This window comes from Cylindrospermum stagnale PCC 7417 (assembly GCF_000317535.1).
Lineage (GTDB): Bacteria > Cyanobacteriota > Cyanobacteriia > Cyanobacteriales > Nostocaceae > Cylindrospermum > Cylindrospermum stagnale.
Genome location: NC_019757.1, coordinates 2,745,987 through 2,764,165, shown reverse-complemented (window position 1 = coordinate 2,764,165; position 18,179 = coordinate 2,745,987). Strand labels below are relative to the sequence as shown.

Sequence of the window (18,179 nt, the reverse complement as noted above, 5' to 3'; positions counted from 1 at the left end):
GTGGTGTTTTTCCATATAACAGAGGAGTGATAAAAACAATGGCAGTTAATCTACAACAAGCAATAGATATCGGCAAGTATCTCGTTACCCAGCGATTAAAAGGGCGTAAACGCTTTCCCCTAGTATTGATGTTGGAACCTCTTTTCCGCTGTAACCTTGCCTGTACTGGTTGTGGAAAAATCCAGCACCCAACAGAAATACTCAAGCAAAACCTTACCCCAGAACAGTGCTTTGCCGCAGTTGAAGAATGCGGCGCACCAGTAGTTTCTATTCCTGGAGGAGAACCGCTGTTACATCCCCAAATTGATGTAATTGTTCGGGGATTAATTGAGCGCAAAAAGTATATTTACTTGTGTACTAATGCTCTGTTGTTAGAAAAAAGCCTAGATAAGTTTCAACCTTCACCTTATCTAACTTTCAGCGTCCATTTAGATGGAATGCGGGAATGGCACGATCAATGTGTAGACCGCAAAGGCGTTTTTGATATCGCCGTCAAAGCCATTCGCGCCGCCAAAGCTAAAGGCTTTCGTGTCACCACCAACACCACTATTTTTGAAGGTTGTAATCCTCAAGAAATGCAAGAGTTTTTCGACTTCCTAGAAACACTGAATACTGATGGGATGATGATTTCTCCAGGCTACAGTTATGAGTGGGCACCAGATCAAGATCATTTCCTCCAGCGGGAACAAACCCGCGCCCTCTTCCGCCAAATCTTAGCCCCATACACAGCCGGTAAAAAGAACTGGAACTTTAATCACAACCCGCTATTTCTAGATTTTCTCATCGGTGAAAAAGACTACGAATGCACACCTTGGGGTAGCCCTAGTTACAGCGTTCTCGGTTGGCAAAAACCCTGCTATCTTTTGAATGAAGGTTATTACACCAGCTTTGATGAACTATTAGCAAAAACTGACTGGAGTAAATACGGTCGTGCTAGTGGTAATCCCAAATGTGCTGATTGCATGGTTCACTGTGGTTATGAACCGACCGCAGCAATAGATGCGATGCAACCGCAAAACATGGCACGGGCTATTGGCAGTGTGTTTGGTAAATAATTGATAATTCCCAGACTGTCAAAATCTCAATGTCTCTTGTAGGGTGCGTCAGATATCGAAAATTTATTGATAGTTAGCAAATTATCGAGTCTGACGCACCCTACTAATATGCTTTTGCTAGTTTTAACCCACAGTCTGGGGATTTTCAAAAAAATTAGAATTGCTATAAAATTGCTTATAGCAATTTAAAATTAAGTGAAATAATTATAGCGGTTTTCATATCAGTGAGTTACAGTTTTAAATCGCAAACCCTGTAGGGGGAAACCCCCATGAATATCAACTTAAGGTGAAACTGTTGTTCCACATACGTTTAACCCCACCCCTCAATCCCCTCCCCTCATGAGGGGAGGGGAGGTTTTGCGCCAGCAAAACCGGGGTGGGGTTCTTCTGGATTAATTGGTAATTGGGTAAATGTTGTTATACCGTCGTTACTAGGTTTTAACGTTAAGTTAACACCAATGGAAAACCCCACCCTCAATTGTATTTAATCCGACCGATAATCGCGATAAAAATGGATATTCATCTAGCCTTATAAAATAACAAATAAACTAAATCTATTTCTAAAGTTAGAGGAATAAACGATAGGTAGTACATAGATTTTAAATATTACCTAGCAACTAGATTCATAAGATTGTATGTACGAAAAATTTGGTGTGGTTACTGCTGGCAACAATGTTACTTTTAAGCTTTTCTTTCCAGACAGTCATAAAGATCCTGCACAATATATAAAAGGTGGAATTCCGTGTATTAGAAATATTCAAGTGGTTGGCGATTTTCAAGAGAAGATTAATCAGCAAAATTGGGACATTAATACTGCCCCAGAAATGACAAAACAAGACCATCCTAAAGGATGGTTATATTCTTATGAAACCACTCTGTGTGATGGGTTTTATCAATACAAATTCTTTGTCACTTTTGAAAATAATGAGCAAAGATGGTGTGGTGACCCTTGCACCAAATATAGTGGTCTAGATCCAAATAATGAAAATTCTGCTTTTGTTGTTGGTGGAAACCCAGTTCAAAATGTCCAACCTATAGCTAACCGCCTGACACCAAAGGACTTAATAATATATGAAATCATGATTGATGATTTTGTTGAAAACCTGTTTGATCATAGAAATCCCCAAGTTGAAGGAAATGCTCCCTTAGACATAATTAGAGGAAAAATTGATTATTTTGTAGGTTTGGGTATTAATGCTGTTGAGTTTATGCCCTGGACAGCTACTTATGGTCGTAATTTTAGTTGGGGATACAATCCATTTTTATATTTTGCTATTGAAGACCGTTATACCAATCCCCAATCTCCAGACGAATTAGAGGCGAATCTTGATAGGTTATTTAGGCTACAGATGCTAATCGATGAGCTTCATAGCCGTAATATCCATGTGATCATGGATGGTGTTTTTAACCATGTAGATGTAGATCAAAATAACCCAGGTAGAGGCTTCCCTTATTATTGGCTGTACCAGAATCCACAAGATTCGCCTTTTATTGGCGATTTCGAGCGTGGAGGTTTTTTTGAAGAACTAAATTTTGATAATAAATGTGCTCAGGAATTTATCTTTGATGTATGCAAATATTGGCTAGATACATATCAAATTGATGGCATACGTTTTGATTACACTTTGGGATTTTTCCGTAGAGATGGTGTAGATCCTGGAATTAGTAGACTTATTTCAAACCTGCATGGTTATCTATATGGTACTAATCGAACAAATATTGCTTTGATGATAGAACATTTAACTGATAATAGATATCAGGCAATTGATGATACCAATAGAATTGGTGCAACAGGTTGTTGGTATGATCCTTTAATGTTTCAGGCTTTTGACTCTGGTTCATCTGGCAACGTTAATACGTCAATTATGAGGGCCATGCATACCAGTAGAGATTTTTATCCAGGCAATAATCCTGTAATCTACATTGAGAATCATGACCACGGCACTTTAGTTAATAAAGTTGGTGGTTCTAGAGTTGGTGTCTCTAGAGAGGAAAATTGGTTTAAAACTCAGCCTTATGCTATAGCACTGTTGACATTGCCTGGTACAGTACTGATTCATAATGGTCAGGAATTTGGCGATGAATATTATTTGCCGGAAAGTGGACCTGATCGTGTACAATCCAGACCAGTTAATTGGGAACGCAGTACTGATTTTATCGGTAGTAGATTAATTAACTTGTACAGAAAACTGATTCAGATCAGAAAAAATTATCCTTCACTCTGTTCACCTTTCTTTTACCCTGATAATTACGACGAGACAAATACTAAATTTAATTATCAAGGCTATGGCGTTAATATTGACAAGGATGTTATTATTTATCATCGCTGGGGTATCGGCAAAGATGGTCAAGTAGAAAAATTTATTATCGTCTTAAATTGCTCAAGTTTTGACCAAGTTGTCGATGTTCCTTTTCCCCACAATGGTCGATGGAAAGATTTATTAAATGGTGAAGAATTCCCAGTTAACAAATATTTGTTGGAGAGACAAAATTTAAACTCTAATTGGGGAAGAATTTATTACGCAAATGTTTAGCTTTATGTTTGCAGTTCACTAGTACCGCTATCTCTACGAGACGCTACGCGTATAGCCTTTACCTACGGCAGGCTCCGCCTTAGCGTTCGCGGAGCCTGCGCTTTGCGCTTACGCGGAATTAAAAATTTAATATTCAAAATTAAAAAGCTTGTACTGTAAAGCTTTCAGGTATTTTGACTGGTCGCTTTATTTCCGCCGTGATGTACTAGTGTGATTCGTAATGTCAAAATAAGTTGAAATACTCTGGGAGGTTATATGTAAGCTAAATTAAAAGACTTGCAGAATATAGGATTAAATATGGCAGATGCTAAAAACGTACTCGGCACAAATTTGTCAGCTTGCTGCACGAATCCCATAACTGGGTATTACCGCGACGGGTTTTGTCATACAGGTGGTCAAGATTTTGGAATGCACGTTGTTTGTGCCCAAGTAACAGCAGAATTTTTGGCGTTTACCAAATCGTTGGGAAATGACCTGAGTACCCCTGTTCCTGCTTTTAATTTCCCTGGATTGAAACCTGGTGATTGTTGGTGTTTGTGTGCAGCGCGTTGGCAAGAAGCCCTTGAAGCTGGCGTTGCGCCACCAGTTGTGCTTTCAGCCACCCATGCAAGAGCCTTAGAGGTCTGTAATTTAGATGATTTGCAAAAACACGCCCTAACTCTCTCTTAGGTGTTTTGAAGCGCTAAAACAAAACATAAAAATCGCTTGTGGTATGAAAGCTAAAAATGCTTTACCACAAGCGTTGCAACGTCATCAAAGTAAGCGATTAAAACGTTTACAACGTCGTGTCAATAAAAAAAAATCAAGGGGTCTAAAAATCGTACTCGAAAGTTGGTGATCTCCTGACACTGATTGCAAGCAACATAGTTTAGACATAACTAAGAGGTGTAAGTAAGCTACATGATGGATAAAGATAACTTGCATAATATCCATTCCTTACCTCTGTTAGAAGAGACAAACGAGAATATGCCGGAATTTGGGGGCGGTTTACCTATTATTAAGTACTGGGCAAATCATACATTGTCGCCAGAAGGACCAAAACTCTGGAAAACTTTACTTCATAAAAGTGCTTGCTTGTCATGTGCCTGGGGAACTGGTGGACAAAAAGGTGGTTTTACTAATGAAGAAGGGGAAAAACTCCAGCGGTGTATGAAAAGTGTTGAAGCTATCTCCGCTGAAATTAAACCCCCAGTCCCTAGCCACTTCTTTGAACAACACAGTATTAACGAACTCCAAAAACTCACATCCCTGGAAGCAGACGGTCTTGGCAGGTTGAGTTTTCCAGTAATTTTACGTCAAGGTAAGTCTCATTATGAACGCATCAGTTGGGATGAGATTTATGAAATTGCTTTATCTGCTTTTCGGAAAACTCCTGAACGAGTAGCTTCCTATAGTTCTGGTCGTTCTTCCAACGAAGCGGCGTTTTTACTGCAATTGATGATGCGATCGCTTGGCTCAAATAATCTAGCTGACTGTTCGGATCTTTGTCACGCACCATCGACATTTGCACTCAATCAGATGTTCGGTTCTGGCACATCGATGGTGAGTCTTGCTGATCTCAAACAAAGTGATTGCGTCGTTTTGATCGGTTCTAACGCCCCCGCCAACCATCCCCGGTTGATCAACGAACTCATTCAACTGCGCGATCGCGGTGGCAAAATCATTGTTATCAATCCCTTAATTGAAATCGGTCTGGTCAAATTTGCGTCCCCCGCCTATCCGATTAAATCTTTGCTCAAAGGTTCAGAAATTGCTTCTCATTACATCCAACCGATTCCTGGGAGCGATGTAGCAGTCTTTCTCGGTATTCAAAAAGCATTGATTGAGAAGGATCTCGTCAATTATGAATTCCTTCAGCAATATACAGAAGGATGGTTAGCTATCATCGAACAAGTGCGATCGCTCAATTGGGAAATTATTCTGCAAACCTGTGGCATATCTCGCGAAGAAATCGAAATTGCGGCGGAAATGATCGGCACTTCCCAGCGCGTCGTCTTCGCTTGGGCGATGGGCATCACCCAACAGGCCAACGGAGTTGATAACGTCTTCAGCATCGCCAACACAGCTTTGTTAACAGGCAATGTAGGCAAACTAGGTGCTGGAACAATGCCGATTCGTGGACATTCCAACGTTCAAGGCTTTGGTTCAATGGGTGTGACGGTACATCAACTCAAACAAGAAATGCAGTCAGCCCTAGAAAAGCTCTTGGGACGTTCTTTAAGTCGGGTGAAGGGATACAACGCTCATACCTTGATTGAAGCTGCGGACGCTGGTAAGGTTGATACTCTCCTCTGTCTCGGTGGTAATTTGTATGCAGCCAGTCCAAATTCAACTCAAATCAAGCGGGCATTAGGCAACATTGAAACTATTATCTATCTCGCTACTAAACCGAATTTGGGGCATTTCAACGGATTGGCAAGTAAAAATACGATCATTATTCCCGTCTTCAATCGCTTCGAGAACCCACATAAAACAACGGTAGAGTCGGGTAATAATTTTGTGCGTCTTAATGATCAAGGTAAGACACATCTAAAAGATGCAGATTTGATTCCCGAAGTGGAATTTTTAACTGAGTTAGCCCATCGGATTCATGGCGAATATCCAGTTAATTGGCGCAAATTACAAGATACCAAATATATTCGCCAACTAATTGCCCAAACTGTTCCAGGGTATGAGAATCTGGCGACTATTGATCAAACCAAAGAGGAATTTACGATTAGCGATCGCATTTTAACAGCCCCTCTCTTCAAAACTCCCTCTGGAAAAGCTTATATGTTTATTACACCACTACCAGATTTAACCCTGCCAGTAGCTAAAGACTTGGGGATTCCTGATGGTACTAAAGGTGTAATTGTCACATTGATGACAGGACGCAGTTATGCTCAACATAACACTGTTGTCTATCAAATTGAAGATAAGTTCCGGGGAATGCCTCACCGTAATTGCATTTTAATGAATCGCTCTGATGTAGAAAGCGCATCTTTGCGAGAACATCAGCGTGTCACAGTTCAGGGAAATGTTGGCAAACTAGAAAATGTGGAGATTATTTATGGAGCAATGCGTCCGGGATCTGCATTAATGTTTTACCCTGAGGTAAATGTGATCTTTAAACCGCAAATTGAAGAGCGTTCGGGGACACCAGCTTATAAGAGAGTGCCTGCGTTTGTCTATCCAGAAAATTGATTATATTTGCTAGATCGAACTACTCTGAAAATTTACTCTCGATTATAGAGATTTTACAGCAGCGGTCAGCAGTAAAATCCTTTTGGAGTAATATCAGGTTGAATACTTATCATAACTGTGAGGGCTTTGTTTTAATTAGATCCAGCATTTTTTGATGCTACTTTTGGTAAATCTGCTGGAGGTTCAACAACCAAAGGAGCATTTTCTTCAAATCTCAGTTGGGAACTGATGATATATTGTTCATCAATCTCAAAAGCTAACCAGCGTCTTTGTAAGGTTTCTGCAACTCGACCTGTCATATTAGAACCGGCAAAAGGTTCTAAAACAATATCGCCTGGTTCTGTACAAAGGTTGATCACAAACTCTGGTAAGGCGTGAGGGAATCTTGCTGGGTGTGGCTTGAAACCTTCTTCTTTGCAACGTTTTTGATAATAATCGTTGGAAGCAGTATTCGAGGCAGAAATCAGATTGACTGGTTGAACTAAATCTTCAGATAAATTTTCTTGTATGAGAGTTGGTTGTCCTATTTCTCCTTTATCTATATGGCAACGTCCATCAATAATATTCGGGGGAATAGCCCCTCCTTGATCCTTTCTAAATTTATCGGAAATGTCATGACCTGAAGGTCTAATTTTAGCTTTGTAACCATTCTTCAAAAGATTTTTCATTGCATTGCTATAAGGCTTTAAAACCCTTCTATTATTCGCTTTAGGATGCGGTTCTTTTGACAGCCACCAAATCGTATTTACCGAATCTTTTACTCTTTCTCTGCGAATTGTCACCCATTCAGCCGGGGTGGGTAGTTTTGCTGGATTATACCAATACAATTCTTGTGCCAGATAAAACCCAAGTCCGCCTTTTTCTTTTGCTTTGCACAAAGCAACAACCAATTCAAAATGATAAAGTGAACGAACTGGCATCCCCTTAATCCAACTGCCACCAATATCAATAACTAGTGAGCCAGTCGGTTTAAGAATGCGGTAAAATTGTGCTGCATAATCTTTAAACCATTCAACATATTCATCGGCATCAACGTTTCCGTATTCTTTTTTACGAACCAGTGCAAATGGTGGAGAGGTGCAAATCAAATCGATACTTTCGTCGCCAATATCTGCCATTAGTTCCAGGCTGTTGCCTAAATAAGCGGCACCAAATTTTGTTTCGTAGTAGGGGTTACAATTAAGTCTCATATAAACTTGTTAGTATAATTGTCCTATTTTAGAAGACAATAATATTTATATATAGCAGTCCTATTTGATTTGTGAACTTGCTGGTAGAAGGCAAAAGGCAAGAGGCAATAAAATTTTTCACGAATTATTTAGGCGTGCGATAGCATTCAGATTTTAATTTTGAACTTACCGATGAAGGCAGGCAAAAGGCACTCAGGCACAAGGTAAGAAGTCAAGAGATGATAAATTGAGGTGTACGCAGGTTTTTCAAAAATCAAATAGGAATCCTATCCCTACAAGAAATGTACAATTTATTTAACATTAGACATAAAAGTGATAAAGAATGTTGAGACGTCGCATGTAACGTCTCAACATTGGGTTCTGTATAATGTATATTTAATTTTCACTGCTATGTCTATTATGCAAACTAGATGTGGTTTAGCTCATTAGTACATCACGGCTGAAATAAAGCTACGATTTAAATTAGACAAAAGATATAAACTATAACATTTTTTAATTTTTAATTCCGCGTTAGCGTACCGTCTCGTAGAGAAGCGCTACTAGTCAGTCAACTTTGGCTTTGGACAGACGCGAATAACCACGTCTGTACGATCGCTAGCTGTTGTAAGAGATTATTAGCTGGCTTTCATATTTACACCAATCAGCGTTTCAATAAGCGCAAAAACATCACTGCGGCTGAGTTTTTCTTTACCATTAGCTAGGGCCTCAAGGGTGCCATGAGCTAAAGTTAAGGGAATTTGGCAAAAGTGCAAGACAGGGCCAGCAGGAAGTGAACTGGTGTAAGCATCTGCCAAGGCTAAATTGCGACGTGCATACTCTTGCAGATTTGTGTTATTCCAACCCGTGGGGTAGAAATCAACTCCACGCTTTAAATCTTCACTGTGGTTACGCAGAATGTTTACTGCTTGTAAGCCCCGACCAAAGGCGATCGCCTGAGTGCGGTTTGTTGAAGTCCCATCATACCAAGACCATAAGTCAGAAAGCAATAATCCCACCGCGCCGGCAACGCCAAATGTATAACGATCTAAATCCGACTCTGTATCAATTTTCCAGTTTCTTTCTGACCAATCAGCCATTCTATCTGCCATTGCCGCAGTCGCATCCCAAATCCGTGGGGCAATGCTTTCTGGTGCCAATATTGACCATTCTCTAATCCGCACGCTAACTTCTGCTAAAGAAGCCTCATAGCCGCTAAAGCCTACGGAAAAGGCATCAACCGCGAAACCATCAACCCCTGCCTGTAATGTCAAGCTAATGTTTCGTAGCAGTTGTCTCTTTGTGGCGTTATCCAGTTCTGGATGATCTTCAATTTCATCAATGGCACGCATACACAAATATGCTGATGCAACTGCTTCCTGCAAGCCTGATGGTAAAATACTAATTGGGATATAAAAAGTTCGGCTAGTTTCTTTGAGGATTTGCAATGCATCTCTACGTAAATCCATGTTTTCACTCCTCTTTTGATTTTTATACCACATGAAATCCGCAGTTTATTGATGATACTGGATATAGTTTTGACTGAACATGAAAACTACAGATACTCTAGATTTCATCTAAGAGCTAATAAGTTCTGGTATCTAAATTTACAAAAATTTAAAATTTAGCAAATTCTAGTCTAGTATATAGGGTTATGGCTGCAACCAATTTTCCTGTGGGGTTTGATCTGACTCTCTATTAATTTGTAGTATAAATATAGATAATTAAACAGCGTAGCAAGTTGCCATGAACCATTCTGCCTAACTTTCTGGAACAAGCAAGAAGTAGCAATTTTTCTTAGAGGAAAGGCGATCCGGTCACTGCGACTGTGATCGCCTTTGTTCTTGACAGGTCAAATCGCACCCAGCACAAATGCACAGCGTTCGAGAAGGTTGATTGCTTCAGATGTGGCGTTTACCCTTTTTACAGTGCGTAAGTTCTATGTATGTTTAGATGCTTTCACACTTGTTACTTAGGTAATACTATGTATTTTTCAAGATAATTCAGTATTATTTACAATTTACCATCATGTATTCATCAAATTATACTTAAAATTAATTGCGCTAACAACTAAATTCAAAACAGCTACGGTGTAGCAATAGTTTAAAGCCTGCTTTTGGCTAAGAAAAGCGAAAGTGCGAGCTTTCAACCTCTAGTTTACGTAAAGAGTTATTTAGTTTAAAACAACATCTAAATAGGAGCAATCATGGATCCCAGAAGTATAAAACCGACTGGTAAGTTTTTGCCTGAAGTGACTAAAGAGAGAGCGGCTCTTGGCAGTAACATTTTTTACCTTAAACTGAGTGTAAATGGGGATGACATAGGATGGCTAGGTGCAGATACTGACGAGTGGTGTGTTGTCTCAGATAGGCCGATAGGTATAACCCCCTATTTCCACATTCATGACGGCCGGACATATTATCATAATCAAGCCGGGTGGTGGCTGTCTGTACGTAGAGGTTCTGTTGGTTTCTATAAAAACTGGAACGACGCAACCTCTTGGCGGATAGAAGGTAAGGCCTTCATCTCTGAACATAACGGTCAGGCATTATCGATATATGTTCTGAATGAAATGTATCAGTATATATATGCCTGGGATGAATATATAAGATTAGATGTAGAATGGCAAGAACAATAGGCTATCCCGTACTTTTGATGATAAGTGCCGTGGTGTGGGTCTATATTATCCGTGGTGTGGGTCTTCAATATAACGCCTAACTGCTTCGCTGCTAACATTCCCATCTGTACTCACAAAATAACTACTTGTCTAAATTGACGGTAGTTTTTTTAGTTGCGGAAACTCTTTACGCAACTAATAGCTAGAACGACCTTTAAATGCCTTAATTACAAGGTGTGCGGTATCCGTTGGTTTAACGCTAACAAATAAGTGTATATGGTCTGGGGCTACTTCTAAAGCTAAAATATCCCATTCTTTGTCTATAGCCAGTTCTGCAAAAATCTGGCGGGTTCTTGTGGCTATCTCACCTGTTAAAACTTTCTTTCTGCGCTTCGGTATCCACACAAAATGATAGTTAACTAAGAATTTGACGTGGTTGTGGGTTTTGTAGTCTTCTTGTGTCAGCATAAATTTCTGTTGTTTTCTCCCTAGCTACATTTCAAACCAAAAGCACCAGATTACCTCAAAGGTTCAAAGCTTTTTCAAGTCCCTTATCCAAACTCTGGGGGACAAAAACCAACTTTTGTTGATGGTCAACTTAGATTTTCTTTGGGGCTGACAGTTAAAAGATGGTTTGGCGTTTCCGAATTTTTCCTGCCAATGCCATCAAATATTGATTACTCCAAGGTTAAAGAGTTTACTATTCTTCCTAAAAATGGGGCTTTTTATCTTGAGATGTCTTACGAGACAGAACAACAAAGACACGACAGAGATATTAATGCGGCGAAAAATCTTAAAAATGAAGGCTTGCGTGTATTGGCGTTGGGGACCAGCGTTATTGCTCCTGAAGGCTATGTAAGACCAAAACAGTATGGGCGTAGGTCTACTACTGTGGCGGCTGTGGTTGTTGAAGGGAGAAGCCCACACTCTACCCGCTTCGGGTGAGTGTGTGGTAGTTCACAAGGTACCGCCAACCCGGCTTAAAAAAGGGGAGGCGCAATTTTCCTAATTCATTGACTACTTATCTGCTGGTTCAAGAGGGTTAATCGCTGGGCCGTTGAGTACCTTTCCTTGGGTATCAAACCGCGAACCATGACAGGGGCAATCCCAGGTTTTTTCGGAAGAATTCCAGGCGACGATGCATTTGAGGTGGGTACAGACTGCGGAATGCTGATGTAGGGTGTTGTTTTCGTCTCGGTAGGCGGCGACTTTTGTCAAACCACGCCGGACTATGGCACCTGTACCGGGGGCGATCTTTTCGACGGAATCCACTTCTCCTGGTGTTAGCCAATCTAAGTACTGGAGGGCAACGTTGAGATTTTCAGAGATGAATTCACTGGCTGCATTGGCACTAACTTTGATTCTTGATGGGTCGTAGAGTTGTGCCCAGGGGTTTTTTCGTCCCAAAATCGTATCAGTTAAGATCATACCTGCGATCGTGCCGTGGGTCATTCCCAAGCCTGTATCTCCGGTGATGATATAGACATTTTCTGTGTCTTTACCGATGTAGGCTATACCATCATCAGCATTCATTACCTGTCCCGACCAGCGATATAAAATCTCTTCTGCCATTGGGAAACGTTCTCGCGTCCATGTCTCAAGTCTGGCATACCGGGCATCAGCATCGTTAGCTTGTCCGGTTTTGTGGTCTTCACCGCCCACAATTAGGACATCATATTGATTGTCAATGTTTTGCGATCGCACATAATGGTAAGGGTCGAGGGTATCCCAATAAAGTGCTTGAGGAATGGAATCGTGAGGTATTTTTGCACCAATAGCAAAAGTCATGTATGGGGCTTGCTTTAAGTGCATAGTCGCCAAGTTACTAATGGGGGAGTTGGTGGCGACAACTACAGCATTAGCGGTGACGAGATGACCGTTACTTGTCTCGACGCGGGGAGGCGTACCAGGGGCAATTTTTTCTACGTGGGTGTTTGTGTAAATTTTACCGCCCTGGCGTTGAATTGCTTCAGCTAATCCCCGGAGATACTTGAGCGGGTCAAATTGCCCTTGTTGGGGAAAACGCAAACACAATCCTGTGTCAAAGTCTTTTAGGGGTGATCTATTCGCCAGTTCGACTTCGGTTAGTCCAGCCCGGTGCGCTGCTGCTAGTTCTCGCTTGATTTCATCTGTAGATTTCAGGTCTGGGGGAAAAAGATAGCCGGAAAGTCGCTTGAAGTCACAGTCAATTTGTTCGGTTTTAGCGATCGCTTCAATTGTCTCAATCGCTGTTTTATGACTTTGAGCAATCAGTTTTGCACCGGTTTCTCCATGCATTTCCTCCAGTTCGTAATAGCGATAACTCAAGACATTTGAGAGGTGTGCTGTTGTCCGCGCTGTTTGTCCCCCACCAATTGCCCCATCGTCCAGCACCACCACTGACTTACCTGCACGGCTTAACATATAGGCGGTTGACATCCCCGCCATCCCCGCGCCGACGATGCACACATCTGCCTGGATGTTTTCGGTGAGAACTGGTTGATCGGGCACTTGTGCCGTTGTCATCCAAAGAGAAATCGTTTTTCCTGAGTCGTTTTGCATATTCATATTTTTGTAGCGTCCCAAGCCTAAATTTTTTTTGGCGATCGCAAGAGCCGCTTTTTTTCCCTACTAAATTCTCTCTAGCAGGTTCTGCGAATCTATATGGCAACTGATTTCTGTGCTATCTTAAACCGGATTTATTCAGTAATATATCTGCATGGCGATAGAACTCAAAAATCTACTTAAATAGAGATGAGATTGGCGGATTTTTGCAGAACTCCAAAAAATAAATTAGCCAATTTCTGCATTCAACACAACTTCTTCCCTCCTTGTCTTCCTTATCCCTCTGTGATGGGATGTTTTTTTATTTGGAAGTTCCTTGTTGCTGCTAGACGAGACTGGAAGCACGACTGTCTCAGGGGTAATTAGGGAAAAAGTCTCTTATTTATCTTCTCAATTACCAATCACCAATCACCAATTACCAATTACCGTGTATTTACGGTTATTCAACTCTTGCTTAAATTCGAGCAGGCGCCGGGGAAATGATCATAACCAATACAGTCGGTAATTCAGAAATCTGCACAAAGATAGATTTTTTCGCCGCCAGAATTCCATACTCCATATCCCGCTTTTTGAAAATATGCACTTAGGTAGATGTAAACTCAGCCAAAGATAAGGTATTCTTAGATACTATTATCTAAGTAATATCCCGTTCCCATACTGAGGATTACAGTAATTGCAGTATAAATACGGAAGTATGAACCTCAATGTTAAATGTCAACCGCTTGTGGCTGCAAGACCTAGATAAATACCCTAGAAATTTATGGGTAGCGCGAGTTACTAGCACGATAGCTATCTTGGTCGGCAGCTTGGTACTAGTTAGCTGGTGTTTCGATATCGCAGTTCTCAAGAGTGGCTTCCCTGGCAGTGCCGCAACAATGAAGGTGAATACAGCACTCTGCTTGTTACTGTCTGGGATCTCACTGTGGCTATTGCAGAGAGGATTGAAACAGAACAGGAATTCTCCTGATCCGGGCGTCGCTGGTTCCCGGTTTCCTTCTGTTCGCTACTTGAGACTTTCGAGGCTGTGTGCGATCGCTGTGACGATGATTAGCGGACTCACAATTATTGAATATGCCTTTGGCTGGAATATCGGTATTGACGAAATGCTGTTCCGTGATTCGCCGATTGTGGAGACAACATCACAGCCGGGGCGAATGGGGTTGAACACAGCCATAAACTTTACCCTGATTGGCGTAGCTCTGTATGTGTTGGGTGAAAAAAAAAGCCGGATTAGCTATTGGTATGCTCAGTTTTTGGTGCTGATAGCCGCTTTTATTTCCTTACAGGCGCTGATTGGCTATGCCTACAAAGTGAAAACTATCTACGGGATACACCACTACATCACATCAATGGCGTTACACACAGTGCTTTCTTTTTTAGTGCTGTGTATTGGTGTTCTGTGGGTGCGTCCAGACCAGGGATTGATGCGGGTGGTAATGAGCGATACCTACGGGGGCTTGCTGGCTCGTCGTTTGTTGCTTCCAGTCATTGGAGTGCCTTTTGTCATTGGGTGGTTAATACTTAAAGGTCAACAAGCTTCCATGTACGATGCGGCGTTTGCAATCTCACTGTTTGCCATTGTCATAATTGTGTTTTTTGTCTTTTTGGTTTGGCAATGTGCAACGGTGATTGAACGCCTCAGCCGCCAACGCGATCGCGCCCAAGAAGCATTGAGAATAAATGAAGAGAAACTGCGTAGCTTAGTCGATGCTAACATCATCGGCATTGTATTCGCCGACGTGGATGGCGGAGTCAAGCAGGCAAACGACGAATTTCTGGGAATGATCGGTTACACGCGGCAGGAGATGCTAGCAGGTAAGATCCGCTTGAACGAGATTACGCCCCCGGAGTTTCAACCTTTAGAAGAGAAAGGCATCACCCAAGCAAAGGCGAACGGTGTTTGTGTACCTTATGAGAAAGAATTTATTCACAAAGATGGTTATAGCGTCCCGGTTTTAGTTGGTTACACACTGGTGGGAGAAAAGCGTCAGGAGGCTGTTGGTTTCATTCTCAACTTGAGCGATCGCCAGCGAGCAGCAGCAGAGCAACAAAAATTTGTGTCGCTGATCGAAAATAGCGCTGACTTTATTGGGATCGCTTCCCTTGAGGGTCGATCTCTCTATCTCAACGACGCGGGGCAAAAGCTAGTTGGGGTGACGAGTTTGGCAGATATAAAGCAAATAATGGTATCAGATTACATATTGCCTGATGACAAAGCCTATTTTCAAGAACATATTGTACCCGCTGTCATCGCTCAAGGAAATTGGCAGGGAGAATTCCGTTTTCGGAACTTTCAGACGGGTGAACCGATACCAGTCAATTTCCACGCCTTCACGATCAAAGATAAAAAGACAGGTCAACCAACTGCTTTGGCAACTGTGACTCGCAACATCAGCGCTCAAAAGCAGGCAGAGGAAAAAATACTCAAACTCAATCAAGACCTACAGCGCCGTGTGGATGAGTTACAAACTTTGCTGGAAGTGATTCCCATCGGCATTGGCATTGCGGAAGATCCTGAGTGCCAAACTATCAAGGTTAACCCATCTTTTGCCAAGCAGTTGCAAATCTTGCCAGAGACCAATGCCTCCCTTAGCGCTCCTGAAGAACAAAAGCCGACGAACTTTAAAGTTTACCACGAGGGTAGGGAACTGTTGCCAGAAGAACTGCCCATGCAGTACTCTGCCGCTCATGGTGTGGAAGTTATAGATTTTGATGTGGAAGTTGTCCATGAAGATGGCAGAATTGTCAATTTATTGGAGTCTGTCGCCCCCCTGTTTGACGAGGAGGGTCAAACCAGAGGTTGCATCGGTGCTTTTTTGGATATTACAGTCCGCAAACAAGTAGAGTTAGTTCTCCGAAATCATCAAAAATGGCTGGAAGATGTACTCAACCTGATGCCGATGCCGCTACTATTTATCGAACCAGGAACGGCGCGGGTAACGTTTGCCAATCGAGCCGCTGATGAATTTGCTGGAGGTGAATTTCCCAAAGGTAAATTATGCGACAACTTCGATGGGCTACTCCAAGGCATTCCTCACGAAATGATGCCTGGAGTGCGGGTTGCTCGTGGGGAAAGGCTGGATGGGTTGGAGATGGACTGGCATACCTGCGTCGGTATTCGCTCTGTACTTCTATTTGCTGATACTCTGCCAGCGATGCATGGTTATCCGGCAACTTGTGTGTTGGTGTTCCAAGATGTTACCAATCTCAAGCGGGTAGAAAAAGCGCTGACCTTGGGCAACAACAGGCTCCAGTTACTTTTTGACACGGTTAATAATCTCCTCTCAAGCCAGCAACCAGTGGCATTGATTGATAGTGTCTTCCAAAAACTTGCAGAGCAGATTGGTTTGGATGTTTATTTTAACTATTTGATTGAGGATAACGCTCACCGAATGCAGCTAGCTTCTTACAGCGGCATTTCACGGGAACTAGCAACAGAAATTGAGTGGCTGGAGTTTGGTCAAGCGGTGTGTGGGACTGTAGCTCAGGAGCAGCGGCCAATGGCTGTAGAGAACGTGCAGCAATCAACTGACCCAAAAGTAGAATTAATTCGCTCTCTCGGGATTACGGCTTATTATTGTTATCCGTTGATTGCCCAAGGGCGGGTTTTAGGGACTCTTTCTTTTGGCAGCCGCTCTCTGTGTCAGTTTAGCGAAAATCAAAAAGGGATGATGCAGGCAGTTTGCGACCAAATTGCGATCGCCATCGAACGCGCTAGTTTAATTGCTTCGTTGCAGCAGCAAACTGAGCAGCTGCGTCAAGCTAACCGGATGAAGGATGAGTTTTTGGCGATTTTATCCCATGAATTGCGATCGCCTCTCAACGCCATTCTCGGCTGGGCTCAATTGCTGCGTACACGCAAGTTTGGCGAAACTCAAACGGCTAAAGGGCTGGAGACGATCGAGCGCAATGCGAGGATGCAAACTCAGCTAATTGAAGACCTGCTGGATATCTCGCGGATGATTAGAGGCCAACTGCGGCTAAATGTCCGGACTTGTGATTTGGTGCCGATAATTGAATCAGCAATTGAGACTGTTAACCTAGCCGCTCAAGCCAAGGAAATCGATTTGCGATTGCTCGTCTCGAAGCCGCAGACGCCACAGAATCCAGACTTGGCGGGGGCAAATAGCGAATTGGCGTCGCCACAATCCCAAATCTGTGTATCTTCAAATGGTGTTTTCCTTAGAGAAGCCGAGGATGCAAATTCCCAATTCTTACTTACCGCTGATGCCGAGCGCTTGCAGCAGATCATCTGGAACCTGCTATCCAATGCGATCAAATTTACACCCCTTGGTGGCAAAGTAGAAATCAGGCTTTCACAAATCACTGCTCATAGTCGAGAGCTAATGGGTAATAGAAATAAACAACTACTTCCCAACTACGTTCAGATCGAAGTGATTGACGCAGGCATTGGGATCAGCCGTGAATTTCTGCCTTACGTTTTCGATCGCTTTCGGCAAGCTGATAGTTCCATCACTAGGGCACATGGGGGATTGGGATTAGGATTAGCGATCGTCCGTCATTTAGTAGAATTGCATGGTGGTACAGTCCAGGTAGACAGTCTGGGAGAGGGACAAGGAGCGACTTTTACAGTCAAGCTGCCATTGCTATTACCCACCAGACAAGCGATTTGGAAATCAGAAAGCCGGAAAAAAGCCGATTTCGCCCCTAGAGATGAGTGTACTTCCCTCGTCGGCGTGCGCGTGCTAGTTGTAGACGACGAAGCCGATAGCCGTGAATTTATCACTACGGTACTTGAACATTGTCAAGCAGACGTTCAGGTAGTGGCGTCAGTCCAAGAGGCATTGCAAGTAATTTCCCAGTGGAAGCCAGATGTTTTAGTCAGCGACATTGGTATGCCTGAGGAAGATGGCTACTCTCTCATCCGCAAATTGCGATCGCTATCTCCAGAACAAGGTGGCAAAATTCCCGCCGCCGCCTTAACAGCCTATGCTAGACCAGAAGACCGAATGCGGGCTATACAAGCAGGTTATCAGTTACATTTACCAAAACCCATTGAGCCGGCTGAGTTAGCCGCAGTAGTTGCCAGCCTCGTTAGTCGCAGCTGAAAAAATCCCAA

10 protein-coding genes and 1 pseudogene are annotated in these 18,179 nt (G+C 42.5%); 7 read left to right on the top strand and 4 right to left on the bottom strand.

The features are described from left to right. The first annotated feature begins 38 nt into the window (after positions 1-38). The 4 genes from hpnH (at position 39) to CYLST_RS11200 (ending at position 6,772) form a co-directional block, all read left to right on the top strand. Entirely contained in the window at positions 39-1,055 is a 1,017-nt protein-coding gene (gene hpnH, locus CYLST_RS11215) for an adenosyl-hopene transferase HpnH (RefSeq protein WP_015207842.1), read from the top strand. 635 nt (positions 1,056-1,690) lie between these two features. Next, positions 1,691-3,589, top strand: coding sequence for an alpha-amylase family glycosyl hydrolase (locus tag CYLST_RS11210; RefSeq protein ID WP_015207841.1), 1,899 nt, complete (start codon positions 1,691-1,693; stop codon positions 3,587-3,589). Between the two features lie 297 nt (positions 3,590-3,886). Then, positions 3,887-4,258: a DUF2237 family protein gene (locus CYLST_RS11205; protein ID WP_015207840.1), complete on the top strand. Its 372-nt coding sequence runs from the start codon at positions 3,887-3,889 to the stop codon at positions 4,256-4,258. A 231-nt stretch (positions 4,259-4,489) separates the two neighbouring features. Further along, positions 4,490-6,772: an FdhF/YdeP family oxidoreductase gene (locus CYLST_RS11200; protein WP_015207838.1), complete on the top strand. Its 2,283-nt coding sequence runs from the start codon at positions 4,490-4,492 to the stop codon at positions 6,770-6,772. A gap of 131 nt (positions 6,773-6,903) precedes the next feature. Here CYLST_RS11200 and CYLST_RS11195 read toward each other — a convergent pair whose 3' ends face one another. Both CYLST_RS11195 and CYLST_RS11190 read right to left on the bottom strand, forming a co-directional pair. Beyond that, complete coding sequence (locus tag CYLST_RS11195; RefSeq protein WP_015207837.1) at positions 6,904-7,962, bottom strand: DNA-methyltransferase; 1,059 nt, start codon at positions 7,960-7,962, stop codon at positions 6,904-6,906. 614 nt (positions 7,963-8,576) lie between these two features. Further along, positions 8,577-9,407: a squalene/phytoene synthase family protein gene (locus CYLST_RS11190; RefSeq protein WP_015207836.1), complete on the bottom strand. Its 831-nt coding sequence runs from the start codon at positions 9,405-9,407 to the stop codon at positions 8,577-8,579. Positions 9,408-10,144: 737 nt separating this feature from the next. Here CYLST_RS11190 and CYLST_RS11185 point away from each other — a divergent pair. Next, on the top strand, positions 10,145-10,576 hold the full coding sequence (locus CYLST_RS11185) for a hypothetical protein (protein WP_015207835.1): 432 nt from the start codon (positions 10,145-10,147) through the stop codon (positions 10,574-10,576). 45 nt (positions 10,577-10,621) lie between these two features. Here CYLST_RS11185 and tnpA read toward each other — a convergent pair. Next, positions 10,622-11,023, bottom strand: a pseudogene (tnpA, locus tag CYLST_RS11180) (IS200/IS605 family transposase). A gap of 141 nt (positions 11,024-11,164) precedes the next feature. Between tnpA and CYLST_RS36535 the strand changes: the two are divergent. Beyond that, complete coding sequence (locus tag CYLST_RS36535) at positions 11,165-11,500, top strand: hypothetical protein (RefSeq protein ID WP_041233063.1); 336 nt, start codon at positions 11,165-11,167, stop codon at positions 11,498-11,500. A gap of 72 nt (positions 11,501-11,572) precedes the next feature. Here CYLST_RS36535 and CYLST_RS11170 read toward each other — a convergent pair whose 3' ends face one another. Continuing rightward, positions 11,573-13,096, bottom strand: a complete 1,524-nt coding sequence (locus tag CYLST_RS11170) for an FAD-dependent oxidoreductase (protein ID WP_041233583.1) — start codon at positions 13,094-13,096, stop codon at positions 11,573-11,575. 707 nt (positions 13,097-13,803) lie between these two features. Between CYLST_RS11170 and CYLST_RS11165 the strand changes: the two genes are divergently transcribed. Next, on the top strand, positions 13,804-18,168 hold the full coding sequence (locus CYLST_RS11165) for a PAS domain S-box protein (RefSeq protein WP_015207833.1): 4,365 nt from the start codon (positions 13,804-13,806) through the stop codon (positions 18,166-18,168). Positions 18,169-18,179: the final 11 nt, after the last annotated feature.

What these genes read in the sequence shown, in the direction of transcription:
- CYLST_RS11190 (WP_015207836.1), bottom strand. Translation starts at nt 9,407, where the DNA reads ATGGATTTACGTAGAGATGCATTGCAAATCCTCAAAGAAACTAGCCGA.
- CYLST_RS11200 (WP_015207838.1), top strand. Translation starts at nt 4,490, where the DNA reads ATGATGGATAAAGATAACTTGCATAATATCCATTCCTTACCTCTGTTA.
- CYLST_RS11210 (WP_015207841.1), top strand. Translation starts at nt 1,691, where the DNA reads ATGTACGAAAAATTTGGTGTGGTTACTGCTGGCAACAATGTTACTTTT.
- CYLST_RS11205 (WP_015207840.1), top strand. Translation starts at nt 3,887, where the DNA reads ATGGCAGATGCTAAAAACGTACTCGGCACAAATTTGTCAGCTTGCTGC.
- CYLST_RS11195 (WP_015207837.1), bottom strand. Translation starts at nt 7,962, where the DNA reads ATGAGACTTAATTGTAACCCCTACTACGAAACAAAATTTGGTGCCGCT.
- CYLST_RS11185 (WP_015207835.1), top strand. Translation starts at nt 10,145, where the DNA reads ATGGATCCCAGAAGTATAAAACCGACTGGTAAGTTTTTGCCTGAAGTG.
- CYLST_RS11170 (WP_041233583.1), bottom strand. Translation starts at nt 13,096, where the DNA reads ATGCAAAACGACTCAGGAAAAACGATTTCTCTTTGGATGACAACGGCA.
- hpnH (WP_015207842.1), top strand. Translation starts at nt 39, where the DNA reads ATGGCAGTTAATCTACAACAAGCAATAGATATCGGCAAGTATCTCGTT.
- CYLST_RS11165 (WP_015207833.1), top strand. Translation starts at nt 13,804, where the DNA reads ATGTTAAATGTCAACCGCTTGTGGCTGCAAGACCTAGATAAATACCCT.